Consider the following 12593-nt stretch of genomic DNA (forward strand, 5'->3'; position numbering starts at 1 on the left):
TCCCCGACATGTCATTTCCCTATCCCGGCACGCTCCGCCCATAAAATGGAGAAAGCGGTTTTTGCGTCACGGATTTTCCCTTGATCCAGCATCGCCGCCGCTTCCTCCACAGTAATTTCAAGCAGCTCGACAAACTCGTCTTCATCACCGGCTGCCGGATTGTCGATTTTCCGGAGCCCGGTTGCGGCAAAAAGATGGATCGTTTCATCTGCAAATCCGGGTGAGGTTGCAAATGTTGTCACCGGCTCCAGGTTCCTGCATGCATAGCCGGTCTCCTCTTCCAATTCCCGTCGGGCCGTTACTTCGGGTGCTTCTCCGGGTTCGAGCTTCCCTGCAGGCACTTCAAGGAGTGTTGTTCCGAGCGCCTTCCGGTACTGTTCAACCATGACAAGCTTGCCATCATCGGTGACCGGGATCAGTGCCACAGCCCCCGGGTGCCGGACGAGTTCCCTTTTCGCGGGCTTGCCGTCCGGCAGGATGACATCATCGATTTCAAGACGGATAATCTTGCCGTCGTAGATCGTCTCTGTATGTACCGTCCGTTCTTCAAACTTATCCATTGGCCCATCCCTTTCTGTTGGTCGTCTTTGCGCATTCATTATACTATGGATTCGGGAGGGGATACGATGAAGACACGGAAACTCGGAAAAACAGGTCCGGACATTTCGGAAATCGGTCTGGGATGCATGTCGCTTCCGGACGATGCCTTGCAGGCGGAACGGATTGTCTCAGCCGCTCTCGATGCAGGCATCAATTACTTTGACACGGCGGATCTCTATATGAAGGGACGGAATGAGGAACTGCTCGGCAAGGCGCTCGGAAGCCGTCGGGCGGACATTGTCCTTGCCACAAAGGTCGGAAACCGGTGGACAGACGGTAAAGACGGATGGGATTGGGACCCATCTCCTGCGCATATCCATAAATCCGTCAGGGAAAGCCTCAAGCGGCTCGGCACCGACTATATTGATGTGTACCAGCTCCACGGCGGGACGGCCGATGATGACCTGGAAGCCGTGGTCGACGTATTCGAAGAACTGAAGCGGGAAGGACTGATCCGGCATTACGGCATCTCATCCATCCGTCCGAATGTATTCCTGCCGTTTCTCAAAAAGAGCTCCGCAGTTTCGAATATGATGCAGTACAGCCTGCTTGACCGCCGGCCGGAGGAATGGTTCGGCGACATCAGCGGTGCGGGCGCATCGGTCGTCGCACGCGGGCCACTAGCCAAAGGCCTGCTGACAGCCGAGTCTGAACAACGGGCGGAACAAATGGACGGTTACCTCTCGTTCACTTCCGGTGAACTCCGTGAACTGTCGGCTCAATTCCGGCTGCTTCCGGGCAATCTCCATGGGGCGGCTCTTGGTTTTGTACTGGAAAACAAAACAGTGGCTTCCGCCATCACAGGTGCCAGCAGTGAAGAGCAGCTCAAAGAAACCCTCCGGGCCTATGACAATCTGCCGGACAGTGACACTGTTCGGGCATATGCCGCCCTGACAACCGAACAGCAATATGAAAAGCACCGGGAATGATTTCCCGGTGCTTCCCTGTATTCATCAGTTCCGTCAATACTTGGACGGCCCGTCGCCGTATTTTTCCAGCAATTCACCGAACGACATGTTCTTTTCCCGATCACGGCGTTCTTTTGCCTTCTGGGCGAGGCGTTTTTCCTCTTCTTCCTTTTCGTTTCTGAGAAGAGCCTGCTTTGCCTCTTTAAGCTTGTCCAGCGTATCTCCGCCCAGACTGTCGGCGAGAGTCGGATGGCTGTCCTGCTTTGTGGCAGCCGGCTTACGCTGTTGTGGCTTCTTTTTGGCCATCGAGTCACCTTCTTCCTAAAGTTCAGGGACGGCGCACTACCGTCGCGACACCCTGTCCGCCCCCGATGCAGAGGGTGGCAAGGCCGGTCTTTGCGTCCCGCCGCTTCATTTCATGAAGCAGGCTGACAAGTATCCTGGCACCGCTCGCGCCGATCGGGTGTCCGAGTGCAATCGCGCCGCCGTTCACATTCAGTTTATCATGATCGAACCCAAGTTCACGGTCGACGGCAATGGACTGGGCTGCAAACGCCTCGTTCGCTTCGACCAGGTCCATGTCCTTCAGCTCCAGCCCTGCTTTTCCAAGCGCATTTTTCACTGCCTGGACCGGACCGATGCCCATCACGGCCGGATCTACGCCGGCATTTCCATTTGCCGAAATGATTGCTAGCGGCTCAATTCCCAGCTCATCTGCCCTCTCTTTTGACATTACGACAAACGCCGCTGCACCGTCATTGATTCCGGAAGCATTTCCTGCAGTGACACTGCCCTCTTTTTTGAAGGCAGGCCGGAGTTTCGCCAGTTTCTCCGCCGTGGAACCCGCTTTCACGTGTTCATCAGTGTCAAAGACTATGGGATCTCCTTTGCGCTGCGGGATTTCAACAGGCACAATTTCATCCTTGAAGCGGCCGGCTTCAATAGCAGCAGCTGCCCGTTCCTGTGATCGTGCCGCAAACTCGTCCTGCTCTTCTCTGCTGATGCCATAACGGTCGCACAGATTTTCCGCGGTGATGCCCATATGATAATCGTTGAACGCGCACCAGAGACCATCCGAAATCATACTGTCGATCATCTTCTGGTCACCCATCTTAAAGCCGTCACGCGCGCCTTTAAGAAGATGAGGCGCCTGGCTCATATTTTCCATGCCGCCCGCCACGATGATATCGGCGTCCCCCGCCTTGATCGCCTGTGCAGCCAAGTGCACCGCCTTCAGTCCGGAACCGCATACTTTATTGATTGTCAATGACGGTACAGTTTCCGGAAGGCCCGCCTTGATCGATGCCTGGCGGGCCGGGTTTTGCCCGAGTCCTGCCTGGAGGACATTCCCCATAATGACTTCATCGACATGCTCCCCGTCCACTCCCGCGCGGGAAAGTGCTTCACGGATCGCGATGCCTCCAAGCTCGGTTGCCGGAATATCTTTAAGCGACCCAAGGAATGTCCCGATCGCTGTCCGTACAGCGCTTACAATTACAACTTCTTTTGTCATTTCCCCATGTCCCCTTTCCATTCATCATGCTTCTTGCCTTGCCCCGCCCAGCCCTCATCCTTACAATGAAAACAAGGAGGGGGTTTGTCATGTTAAGTCTACCAAAACAAGCAGTAATAATCGAGGTCGGCCCGAGGGACGGCCTTCAGAATGAAAAAAACCAGGTTCCGACGGAGGTGAAGCTCCGTTTCATCCGCGCCTTGCAGGATGCAGGCGTCAGTGAAATGGAACTCACGTCTTTCGTCTCTCCGAAATGGGTGCCGCAAATGGGGGATTCAGCGGATATCATGGCGGGGGCAGCGCGGACAGGCAGGCAGTTCGTGCTGGCGCCAAACGAGCGCGGTATCGATAATGCCAGGGCTGCCGGCGCCGCAAGCATCGCCGTGTTTGTCGGAGTCACGGATGCATTTAATAAGAAAAATATTAACAGGACGACCGAAGAAAGCATGGAACAGCTGGCTCCGCAAATCCGGAAAATGAAAGAGGACGGCCTGTTTGTGAGGGCCTGCATCTCGACCGCATTCCATTGTCCGTTTGAAGGACCTGTTGATCCCGAACGGACGCTCAGTCTGTGCAAACGGTTCGCTGAACTGGGGGCGGACGAACTGAGTGTGGCTGACACGATCGGTATGGCGACACCAGAAGAAAGTTACAACCTGTTCAGACGTCTAAAAGATGAGCTTCCGGAGATGCTGCTGACTGCACACTTCCACGACACGCGGAAAATGGCACTCGCCAACATCTTCGCGGCACTCCAGGCAGGTGTCGACAGATTTGATGCTTCTGCCGGAGGTCTCGGCGGATGTCCGTTTGCACCGGGCGCGACTGGTAATGTCGCAACCGAAGATGTTGTCAATATGCTGGAACGCATGGGCATTGAAACCGGTATTTCGGCTGACGGCATCTGCCGCGCTGTCGATGAAGTGGCGCCTCACGTTTCGCGCCCAATCGGCACGGGGATGTATACACTATATAAGAATGCACAACGTATGGGGTAACAGCCATACATGAAGGAGGCTATGCAATGGGGATAAGCACGAAGCGCTGGCTGACTGTCACCGGCATCATGACAGGCATTTCAGCTGCTGTCGGATCGGCGGTCGGCCTCCTTGCCACGAACCGGCTGATGTACATGAAGAAGAAAGAAGACGATGTGATCCTCCAGCGGGAAATTTCAGCAAAGCGCTTTGATGAGGGATGGTACAATGCCGTCAGCAAAACAGAGCGCTGGGTGAATTCCCCAAACGGCTACCGGCTAAAAGCCGTGTTGCTGGAACCGCTGGAAACCAGCCATTACGTCGTCATATCCCACGGCGTAACGGAAAATAAGATCAATTCGGTCAAGTATGCCCGGATGTTTGAACGGCTCGGCTTTAATTCCGTCATTTACGATCACCGCCGGCATGGGGATTCTGAGGGCCGTACGACCAGTTTCGGACATTATGAAAAGACAGATCTTGGTGCCGTCATCGATGAGCTCCGGAATTTTGTGGGACAAGAGGCGATCATCGGCGTTCATGGGGAATCCATGGGGGCGGCGACATCTCTCCTATACGCGGGCGGTGTCGGAGATGAAGCTGACTTCTACATAGCCGATTGCCCATTTTCTGACTTTACCGAGCAGGTCCTCCATATCTTGAGACGATCTACGCCGCTGCGGACCGGTTTCGCCATCCGGCTTGCCAATGTGTTCCTGAAAGTGCGGGACGGCTATACGCTGGACCTCGTCTCCCCGAGGCAGTCAGTCGCCAGCATCCATAGACCCGTGCTTTTCATCCACAGTCTGGAAGACGATTTTATCCTGCCGGAGATGACGAAGGAACTCTACGAACTGAAGCCGGAGCCCAAATCGATCCGGCTGTTTGAAAAAGGGGCGCATGCCCAGTCCTTTAATGAAAACACAGAGGAATATGAACAGACTGTCAGAGCATTCCTCGAAGAACACGGGCTCTTTCCTTACAGTGCCGACAGCCGGCCGGGGATTGCCTGAACGGCGGCGGCCTCGGGATGGTGTACTTTCTCGGGAGTTTGGTGTACTTTCCCGGCAGCATAGTGTACTTTCGGCACTCGATAGTGTACTTTCGGCACTCGATAGTGTACTTTCGCGGCGTCTTGGTGTACTTTCGCGAATGTCCTGCTGAGGTGGCACTCCCGCTGCCGTTCGGCGCTTGAGATGTCCACGCTCACGCTCTGTTAATGATGTTTCACCGGAGCATATTCTTTTGCGATTCCTGAAAAAAATGAGCGTCACAGAAATTTCTCTGTGACGCTCATTTCTCTTTTTTCATTAATAAAAACGCCCTTCCTAAAGGAAAGGACGCTGTCATTATTTGTCGCTCATTTTGTTCATCTGTGCCAGCATTTGATTGATTTTCTTCTGGGAAGGTTTCATTCCCATTTGCATCATCAGCATGCGGAGCATCTGTTCGTTGATCGGCGGGTTCTCTTTCAGGTAATTCATCATATATCTGCGAGCGATGAAAAAGCCGAGAGCCACCCCGGCGAGCAACGCGACGATGAGCAGAACGATCCACCAAACGGTCGCCATTGTGGTTCCTCCTTCGTGCCATCAGTTTCACGGAATGTGCACCAAGGAGAAGTATACAACATTCCGGAATCAGATACTACTATTTCCGCACAATTGACGGCTCGTTCCGACACCATTTTCCCAGAATTTCACCGGCTTCAGCCAGCCGCACTCCCCGCTTCCCCCACGGACTGCAAAATACCCCCCGCTGAGACCTGACAACCCTGCGAACAGGTCAAGATCAAGCATTCTGGTTCCCTCGCAGCGGGCAGTCAGGCTGTAATCGCCGAAACCGATCCGGATCGTCCCTTTTACCGGATGATGGAGGCGGAGCAGGCCCCCCTCCCGCCCCACCTCGGGAAACCTCCTCCCCATCCGGTGCTTTAACTGGAGCATGACCCGGTCGGGATCCACCTCATGGCAAAGAAAGCGGACTTCCGGACTTTCTTCTCCTTCCACCGCCAGAAGTTCCTCCAGCATCCGTTCCCTTCCCAATACAAATGGCTGGTGGGCGTTTTTTACTTCATAAATAATGTATTCGCGCATGACTGCCACCCCTTTTTCAACATCATATCCCGGTATGCGGAAAAAAGATGTCAGAGTGCGGAGAAGAACCCCTCTAGTTTTGTCGAATTGTCCGGAGTTGGGCGTATGATAGAACCGACAAAAAGGAGGACATCCAAAACGGATGCCCTCCTTTTTATCAAAGCTGTTTAAAGCGGGATGTTACGTTTTCAGGCGTAAAGCCATATTCTTTCATGACCGTGCCGCCCGGTGCGCTCGCACCGAATGTATCGATGGCAAGCACATCGCCTTCAAATCCGGTGTACTTGTGCCATCCGAGGGAAGCACCCATCTCGATTGCAAGACGCTTCGTCACGGATTTCGGAAGCACCTCTTCCTTGTAGGAAGCTTCCTGTTCTTCGAAGCGGTCCCATGAAGGCATCGAAACGACCCGTACATGAACGCCCTCTTCCAGGAGTTGCTTCTGCGCTTCAACCGCAAGGCTGACCTCCGAACCTGTTGCGAGAAGGATTCCGTCAAGCTTGCCTCCCTGCGCCTCGGATACGATATAGGCACCTTTTCTGACACCTTCCATCGCACGCTCTGCCGAGTGTTCGAGGACCGGCAGATTCTGGCGGGAAAGCACGAGAACCGTCGGCTTGTTTTCGGATGAAACCGCAAGTTTCCAAGCGGCGGCCGTTTCGTTTCCGTCAGCCGGACGGATTACAGAAAGACCCGGCATTGCGCGAAGTGAAGCAAGGTGTTCAACCGGCTCATGGGTCGGTCCGTCTTCACCGACAGCAATGCTGTCATGTGTGAATACGTAAGTGACCGGGACACCCATCAGTGCCGACAACCGGACCGCAGGACGCACATAATCGCTGAACACGAAGAATGTGCCTCCGAATACGCGGAGTCCGCCGTGAAGGGCCATACCATTAAGTGCTGCACCCATCGCGAATTCACGGACGCCGAACCAGATGTTGCGGCCGCGGTAATTTTCGGGCAAGAAATCTCCTGCACCCTTGATCATCGTCTTGTTCGAACCTGCCAGGTCCGCGCTTCCGCCGAACAGGGAAGGAACGGCTGCAGCGAGGGCATTGATCATATCGCCTGAAGCGCTGCGTGTTGCAACCGATTTACCGGCCTCATAAGCCGGCAGGTTTTCCTCAAATCCTTCAGGAAGCTTGCCTTCCAGCGCAGCCTTCAGCTGAGCCGCTTCTTCGGGATAAGCTTCCTCATAGGATGCAAAGCGCTCGTTCCATTGTTTTTCCGCCTGCTCGCCTTGCTGTTCCGCCGCTTTGCGGAAAGTGTCATACACTTCTTCCGGCACATGGAAGTCTTCCTCGAATGTCCACTTGTAGTATTCCTTGACGAGCTTCATTTCGTCTTCGCCGAGAGGCGCACCGTGGACATCCGCTTTACCGGATTTGTTCGGAGAACCGTAACCGATGATCGTCTTTACTTCGATGAGGGTCGGTCCGCCCGTGTTCCCCTTCGCCTCTTCAATGGCACTGGAAACTGCATCGATGTCGTTGCCGTCTCCGACACGAAGATAATTCCATCCATACGACTCGAAGCGCTTGCGGACATCCTCGGAAAAGCTCATGTCGAGTTCCCCGTCAAGGGAGATGTCGTTGCTGTCGTACAGCACAATCAGCTTGTCCAGCTTCAAGTGGCCTGCAAGGGAGATCGCCTCGGAGGCTACCCCTTCCATAAGGTCCCCATCCCCGCAAAGTGCGAAGGTATGATGGTCAACAATCTCATGGCCGTCCTTGTTGTACGTCGCGGCAAGATGGCGTTCCGCCATCGCCATGCCTACTGCCATGCCGATTCCCTGGCCGAGAGGGCCCGTGGTCGCTTCCACTCCATCAGTGTGACCGTATTCGGGGTGGCCAGGAGTCTTGGAACCCCATTGACGGAAATTCTTGATCTCTTCCATCGGCAGATCGTAGCCGCCGAGATGAAGAAGGGAATACAAAAGCATCGAACCGTGTCCTGCGGAGAGGACAAAGCGGTCCCGGTTGAACCACTGCGGGTTCGAAGGATTGTGCTTCATATGTTTGGTCCACAGTGTGTACGCCATTGGAGCGGCGCCCATCGGAAGTCCCGGGTGACCGGAATTCGCTTTCTCGATCGCATCGATGGACAGAGTCCGGATCGTGGTGATTGCAAGTGCATCGGCATGATTCGCCATCTTTCGACATCCTTTCACGAACAAGTAGTTGAATCTTTTTAAGTTTAGACGAGCCCGGCGGTCTTTACAACCTGATTCAGGCGAAGGCGATGTCAGTTCGGAAATTTGTTGTTTCTGAGCTGTTTTACTTTGTCCGGCGTAATGTCGTTGCCCTCCGGGTCAATGACAGTTACGTTTTCGATTGTCTGCTTCATATTGGAACGGAAAACCCCCAAATATTCCTTGCGGAGTAAAGTCTGTTCCTTCGCTTCTTCCATCGTCAGTCCGACAGTCTTTTTCTTATTCGCCAATTCATTGATACGGGCGAGCTTTTCGGGTGAAAGCATGAAATCTCCCCTTTCCATTTGTCCTAAACATAAGTAAAAAAACAGACGAGCGCAACTCATTCGCTCGTCTGTTCTTCCTCGATATATTCTCTATAGCGGCGATGTACCGTCGCTTTGCTGACATCATGGCCGAGCCCTCTCAGTGTAGAAGCAATCTCTTCGAATGTCAGGCCTTTCTGTCTGAGGCTGACAATTTCCCCAAGCGGGACGTCAATTCGTTCGCGGCCTTCGGGATTGCCCCGCTTTTTCAGATTCTGCTCTGGGCGGTACCCCTTTTCCACCGCCCTGCGCATGCCCCTGCGGATTTTCGCATTATGCATTTTCCTCTGATATTCCTCTACGATGGCCAGGATCTCAAGCAGCATCGTGTCCATCTCATCCAACGCTGCAGGACCTTTGTCCGTGTATGTATAAGTGGATGCCCCTGCCTTCTGCAGGAGGTGCAGGACCGCCACACGGGCATTGCCGCGTCCGAGACGGGTCTCATCCTGGACAAGGACGATGTCAGCTTCGCCCTCCCGCACGTGGTCGATCAGATCCAGTAGACCGTCCCTGTCCATATCGTAGCCGCTGTGCCGGTCTTTAAAAACCGAAGTCACCGCAAAGTCAAGCTCTTCTGCAAATGCCCGCAGCTCTTCTTCCTGACGCTCAAGAGACATGTCCTGGGACTCTTTCTCAGTGCTCACCCGGCAATATACAGCACATGTCCGGGCCCGCTTCACTCTCCCTCACCGGCCAGCTGTATATCATCGGAATACATCACTTTAGAGGGCACGAGAAGCGTCTCGCCGGCAAGGATGGTCGAATCATGTTTGCCGTTCATCTTGAGCACTTCCTCTATCCATAATTCAGCGGGAAGCGAAGTTTCCGCTTTCTGATGAAGGGCGAACAGTGTATCGCCGGCATTCACGCGGATTTCGGCGGTCATGGCACGCTCCGGCTCTTCCTGTCCCGGCAGCATAGCGACTGAAACAATGGCGATCAGAAATAAGAATACAATGTAAGAATAATTGCGGATCAGGTTCATAAATGGCCCCTCCTAACAGGAATTCGAATGCTTGTTCGTATAATAACCCCATCGTAATGCGAACAGATGTTTTTGTCAAGCGGTTTTCTCGAACCTATGTTTGCATTTCATTGAGACGGCTGATATACTTGGAACAAGCTAATACGTGAAAAGAAGAGGTGAATCCGTTTGAAGAAAATGTCGAAAAGGCAGGAAGCCATCCTGACTTTCATCAAGGAAGAGGTCAGGTCGAAAGGCTATCCGCCTTCCGTCCGTGAAATAGGCGAGGCTGTCGGGCTCGCTTCCAGTTCGACGGTCCACGGCCATCTGGCCCGCCTGGAGAACAAGGGCCTCATCCGCCGTGACCCGACCAAACCCCGCGCTATTGAAATTCTTGAAACCGGCGACGCCATCCCTAAAGCGGATGTTCTTCAGGTCCCGGTCGTCGGGAAGGTTACAGCCGGCCAGCCAATTACTGCAGTCGAAAACATCGAAGAATATTTCCCTCTTCCCGATCAGTACGGCAGCTCGGACGACCAGCTGTTCATGCTGGAAATCATGGGGGAATCCATGATTGAGGCCGGCATCCTGAACGGCGACTATGTCGTCGTGCGCCAGCAGAGCACCGCGAATAACGGTGAAATCGTTGTCGCAATGACTGAAGAGGATGAAGCGACAGTCAAGCGCTTCTTCAAAGAAAGCGGGCATTTCCGCCTCCAGCCAGAAAACCCGTCGATGGATCCCATCATCGTCGACCAGGTATCCATCCTCGGTAAAGTTGTGGGCGTCTACCGCCATATCCAGTAAGATCCTGCAGGGTCGGTTCATCATTCAGTCGGCACCGCTTTCCGGAAATCCTCCGGAGACGCGCTGCCGGCTTTTTTCATGTCTGCAGCCCGACGTCTTTCCATTGTCCCCTGCCCCTCCGTTCCGATATAGTGGACTCATTAGCATGAGAGGGGAGATGGATCATTTTGAACGTACTTGTCATCGGAGCAAACGGCAAGATCGGCAAGATGCTGGTGAAGCTTCTCGTTGAGAGCGGTGAGCATACACCGACCGCCATGATCAGAAAAAAAGAGCAGCAGGCAGTTTTCGAAAATATGGGAGCACGTACCGTCGTTGCCGATCTTGAAGGCAGCACTGCAGATCTGTCTTCGATAATGGCAGATATGGATGCTGTTGTGTTTACTGCGGGAAGCGGCGGGCATACCGGCCCTGACAAAACCTTGCTGATCGACCTGGATGGAGCCGCTAAGGCAATCGAAGCCGCCGGACAAAAGGGAGTCGGTCGTTTCCTGATGGTGAGCGCAATCGGTGCCGAGGACAGGGAACGCTGGTCTGACGCCATCCGTCCGTACTACGTGGCAAAGCACCACGCCGACAACATCCTCCGAGCGAGTGGCCTGGACTATACGATCGTCCGTCCCGGCCTGCTGCTGGATGAACCCGGAACAGGCCGGGTATCCGCTTCAGAACATCTGGAGCCGGGCGGCATTCCACGGGAAGATGTCGCCCATGCCGTCTTTGAAGCGCTGGACAAGGAGAATACCCGCAACCTTTCCTTCGACCTAGTTTCAGGCGACACGCCGGTCAGGGAAGCCATAGAACAACTTTAAACAGAAAAGGGAGCGCAACCGATTAGGCTGCGCTCCCTTTTTATCTGCGTGCAGTCAGTACATCTTCATGTACTGCTCCCGCTCCCACGGGTGGACTGTTGTGCGGAACATGTTCCATTCCGCTTCTTTTGTGTCCATGAAATTCTTGTAGATATGGCTGCCGAGGGCATTTTGGATGACCTTGTCGTCTGCAAGGGCGCCCAGCGCCTCTTTCAGGCTTGCCGGAAGGTCTTCGATGCCCATGCTCCGGCGTTCACGGAGGCTCATCTCATAGATGTTCTGGTCGACGGATTCCGGAGGCTCCATGCCGTTGCGGATTCCTTCGAGCCCGGCTCCGAGAAGGACAGCCATCGCCATGTACGGATTGGCTGTAGGGTCGACCGAACGCACTTCGACCCGTGTGCTCAATCCCCTCGAGGTCGGAATCCGGATAAGCGGACTGCGGTTCGTGCCCGACCACGCGACGTATACAGGTGCTTCATAGCCCGGCACCAGACGCTTGTAAGAGTTGACGGTAGGATTCGCGATGGCTGTAAAGCCATGCGCATGCTGCAGCAGGCCGGCCATAAACTGGTAAGCGGTTTGGCTCAGGCCCTCTTCTCCTTCAGGATCTTCGAAAACGTTCTCGCTTTCTTTGAATAGCGACATGTTGACATGCATCCCGGAACCTGCCACGCCGAACAGCGGCTTAGGCATGAACGTGGCATGAAGTCCATGTTTTCGGGCGATCGTCTTGACTACAAGCTTGAATGTCTGGATGTTGTCGCATGCCCGGATGGCGTCTGCGTATTTAAAATCGATCTCATGCTGGCCCGGGGCGTTCTCATGGTGCGATGCCTCAATCTCGAAGCCTAGCGCCTCAAGCTCAAGTACGATGTCCCTGCGGCAATTTTCGCCCAGATCGGTAGGTGCAAGGTCGAAGTAGCCGCCATAGTCGTTCAGTTCCAGGCTTGGTTCGCCGTTCATATCCAATTTGAAAAGGAAGAATTCCGGCTCAGGCCCGATATTGAACTTGGTAAAGCCCAGTTTTTCCATTTCTTTAAGCACCCGCTTCAGATTGCTTCGGGGATCCCCTTCGAATGGCGATCCGTCTGCGCGGTGAACATCGCAGATGAGCCGGGCGACTTTTCCGGATCCCGTATCCCACTGGAATACCGTCCACGTGTCCATGTCGGGAACCAGGAACATATCCGACTCCTCGATCCTTACGAACCCTTCAATCGACGACCCGTCAAACATCATCTTGTTGTCCAGCGCCTTGTCGATCTGGGAAACCGGAATCTCCACGTTCTTAATAGTCCCCAGGATATCAGTGAACTGCAGTCGGATAAAATTCACATTCTGTTTTTGTATGTCGCTTTTAATATCTTCCTTAGTAATTTTAGCCACGTTA

15 protein-coding genes are annotated in these 12593 nt (G+C 54.0%); 5 read left to right on the plus strand and 10 right to left on the minus strand.

Going from position 1 to position 12593, the window contains the following annotated elements; all coding sequences use genetic code 11:
• Window positions 1-11 precede the first annotated feature (11 nt).
• A complete protein-coding gene (locus BMX91_RS00660; protein ID WP_092048809.1) occupies window positions 12-560 on the minus strand; it encodes an NUDIX hydrolase in 549 nt (182 codons plus the stop codon).
• 66 nt (window positions 561-626) lie between these two features.
• Between BMX91_RS00660 and BMX91_RS00665 the strand changes: the two genes are divergently transcribed.
• The gene (locus BMX91_RS00665) at window positions 627-1529 is read left to right on the plus strand and encodes an aldo/keto reductase (protein ID WP_092048811.1); all 903 of its coding nucleotides are present in this window, start codon (window positions 627-629) and stop codon (window positions 1527-1529) included.
• 33 nt (window positions 1530-1562) lie between these two features.
• Here BMX91_RS00665 and BMX91_RS00670 read toward each other — a convergent pair whose 3' ends face one another.
• Window positions 1563-1814 carry a YqkE family protein gene (locus tag BMX91_RS00670; protein ID WP_092048813.1) on the minus strand — a complete coding sequence of 84 codons (252 nt, stop codon included), beginning with the start codon at window positions 1812-1814 and terminating at the stop codon, window positions 1563-1565.
• Window positions 1815-1836: 22 nt separating this feature from the next.
• A complete protein-coding gene (locus BMX91_RS00675; RefSeq protein ID WP_092050672.1) occupies window positions 1837-3021 on the minus strand; it encodes an acetyl-CoA C-acetyltransferase in 1185 nt (394 codons plus the stop codon).
• 89 nt (window positions 3022-3110) lie between these two features.
• Here BMX91_RS00675 and BMX91_RS00680 point away from each other — a divergent pair, with 89 nt between their 5' ends.
• Window positions 3111-4019, plus strand: a complete 909-nt coding sequence (locus tag BMX91_RS00680; protein ID WP_092048815.1) for a hydroxymethylglutaryl-CoA lyase — start codon at window positions 3111-3113, stop codon at window positions 4017-4019.
• A 26-nt stretch (window positions 4020-4045) separates the two neighbouring features.
• Entirely contained in the window at window positions 4046-5011 is a 966-nt protein-coding gene (locus tag BMX91_RS00685; protein WP_092048817.1) for an alpha/beta hydrolase, read from the plus strand.
• 336 nt (window positions 5012-5347) lie between these two features.
• Here BMX91_RS00685 and BMX91_RS00690 read toward each other — a convergent pair whose 3' ends face one another.
• The 6 genes from BMX91_RS00690 to BMX91_RS00715 all read right to left on the minus strand — a co-directional run bounded on the left by BMX91_RS00690 (window position 5348) and on the right by BMX91_RS00715 (window position 9602).
• Entirely contained in the window at window positions 5348-5569 is a 222-nt protein-coding gene (locus BMX91_RS00690; RefSeq protein ID WP_092048818.1) for a YneF family protein, read from the minus strand.
• 69 nt (window positions 5570-5638) lie between these two features.
• Window positions 5639-6094, minus strand: coding sequence for a hypothetical protein (locus tag BMX91_RS00695; RefSeq protein WP_092048819.1), 456 nt, complete (start codon window positions 6092-6094; stop codon window positions 5639-5641).
• A gap of 157 nt (window positions 6095-6251) precedes the next feature.
• On the minus strand, window positions 6252-8249 hold the full coding sequence (gene tkt, locus BMX91_RS00700; protein ID WP_092048822.1) for a transketolase: 1998 nt from the start codon (window positions 8247-8249) through the stop codon (window positions 6252-6254).
• 92 nt (window positions 8250-8341) lie between these two features.
• Window positions 8342-8575 (minus strand): DUF896 domain-containing protein, encoded by a 234-nt coding sequence (locus BMX91_RS00705; protein ID WP_092048824.1) that lies wholly within the window; start codon window positions 8573-8575, stop codon window positions 8342-8344.
• 56 nt (window positions 8576-8631) lie between these two features.
• Window positions 8632-9297, minus strand: a complete 666-nt coding sequence (locus BMX91_RS00710; protein WP_092048826.1) for a YneB family resolvase-like protein — start codon at window positions 9295-9297, stop codon at window positions 8632-8634.
• On the minus strand, window positions 9294-9602 hold the full coding sequence (locus tag BMX91_RS00715) for a hypothetical protein (protein WP_092048829.1): 309 nt from the start codon (window positions 9600-9602) through the stop codon (window positions 9294-9296). The genes BMX91_RS00710 and BMX91_RS00715 overlap by 4 nt, the downstream gene beginning before the upstream one ends.
• Before the next feature lie 168 nt (window positions 9603-9770).
• Between BMX91_RS00715 and lexA the strand changes: the two genes are divergently transcribed.
• Window positions 9771-10388, plus strand: coding sequence for a transcriptional repressor LexA (gene lexA, locus BMX91_RS00720; RefSeq protein ID WP_092048831.1), 618 nt, complete (start codon window positions 9771-9773; stop codon window positions 10386-10388).
• A gap of 167 nt (window positions 10389-10555) precedes the next feature.
• Complete coding sequence (locus BMX91_RS00725; protein ID WP_092048833.1) at window positions 10556-11200, plus strand: SDR family oxidoreductase; 645 nt, start codon at window positions 10556-10558, stop codon at window positions 11198-11200.
• A 54-nt stretch (window positions 11201-11254) separates the two neighbouring features.
• Here BMX91_RS00725 and glnA read toward each other — a convergent pair whose 3' ends face one another.
• Window positions 11255-12589: a type I glutamate--ammonia ligase gene (gene glnA / locus BMX91_RS00730; protein WP_092048835.1), complete on the minus strand. Its 1335-nt coding sequence runs from the start codon at window positions 12587-12589 to the stop codon at window positions 11255-11257.
• Window positions 12590-12593: the final 4 nt, after the last annotated feature.

This window comes from Bhargavaea ginsengi (assembly GCF_900109165.1).
GTDB classification, from domain to species: domain Bacteria; phylum Bacillota; class Bacilli; order Bacillales_A; family Planococcaceae; genus Bhargavaea; species Bhargavaea ginsengi.

Bases quoted from the DNA above. Each gene is read 5' to 3' on its own strand.
- BMX91_RS00690 (WP_092048818.1), bottom strand. From the start codon at position 5,569: ATGGCGACCGTTTGGTGGATCGTTCTGCTCATCGTCGCGTTGCTCGCC.
- BMX91_RS00675 (WP_092050672.1), bottom strand. From the start codon at position 3,021: ATGACAAAAGAAGTTGTAATTGTAAGCGCTGTACGGACAGCGATCGGG.
- BMX91_RS00695 (WP_092048819.1), bottom strand. From the start codon at position 6,094: ATGCGCGAATACATTATTTATGAAGTAAAAAACGCCCACCAGCCATTT.
- BMX91_RS00680 (WP_092048815.1), top strand. From the start codon at position 3,111: ATGTTAAGTCTACCAAAACAAGCAGTAATAATCGAGGTCGGCCCGAGG.
- BMX91_RS00685 (WP_092048817.1), top strand. From the start codon at position 4,046: ATGGGGATAAGCACGAAGCGCTGGCTGACTGTCACCGGCATCATGACA.
- BMX91_RS00660 (WP_092048809.1), bottom strand. From the start codon at position 560: ATGGATAAGTTTGAAGAACGGACGGTACATACAGAGACGATCTACGAC.
- BMX91_RS00665 (WP_092048811.1), top strand. From the start codon at position 627: ATGAAGACACGGAAACTCGGAAAAACAGGTCCGGACATTTCGGAAATC.
- BMX91_RS00670 (WP_092048813.1), bottom strand. From the start codon at position 1,814: ATGGCCAAAAAGAAGCCACAACAGCGTAAGCCGGCTGCCACAAAGCAG.
- BMX91_RS00705 (WP_092048824.1), bottom strand. From the start codon at position 8,575: ATGCTTTCACCCGAAAAGCTCGCCCGTATCAATGAATTGGCGAATAAG.
- BMX91_RS00715 (WP_092048829.1), bottom strand. From the start codon at position 9,602: ATGAACCTGATCCGCAATTATTCTTACATTGTATTCTTATTTCTGATC.
- tkt (WP_092048822.1), bottom strand. From the start codon at position 8,249: ATGGCGAATCATGCCGATGCACTTGCAATCACCACGATCCGGACTCTG.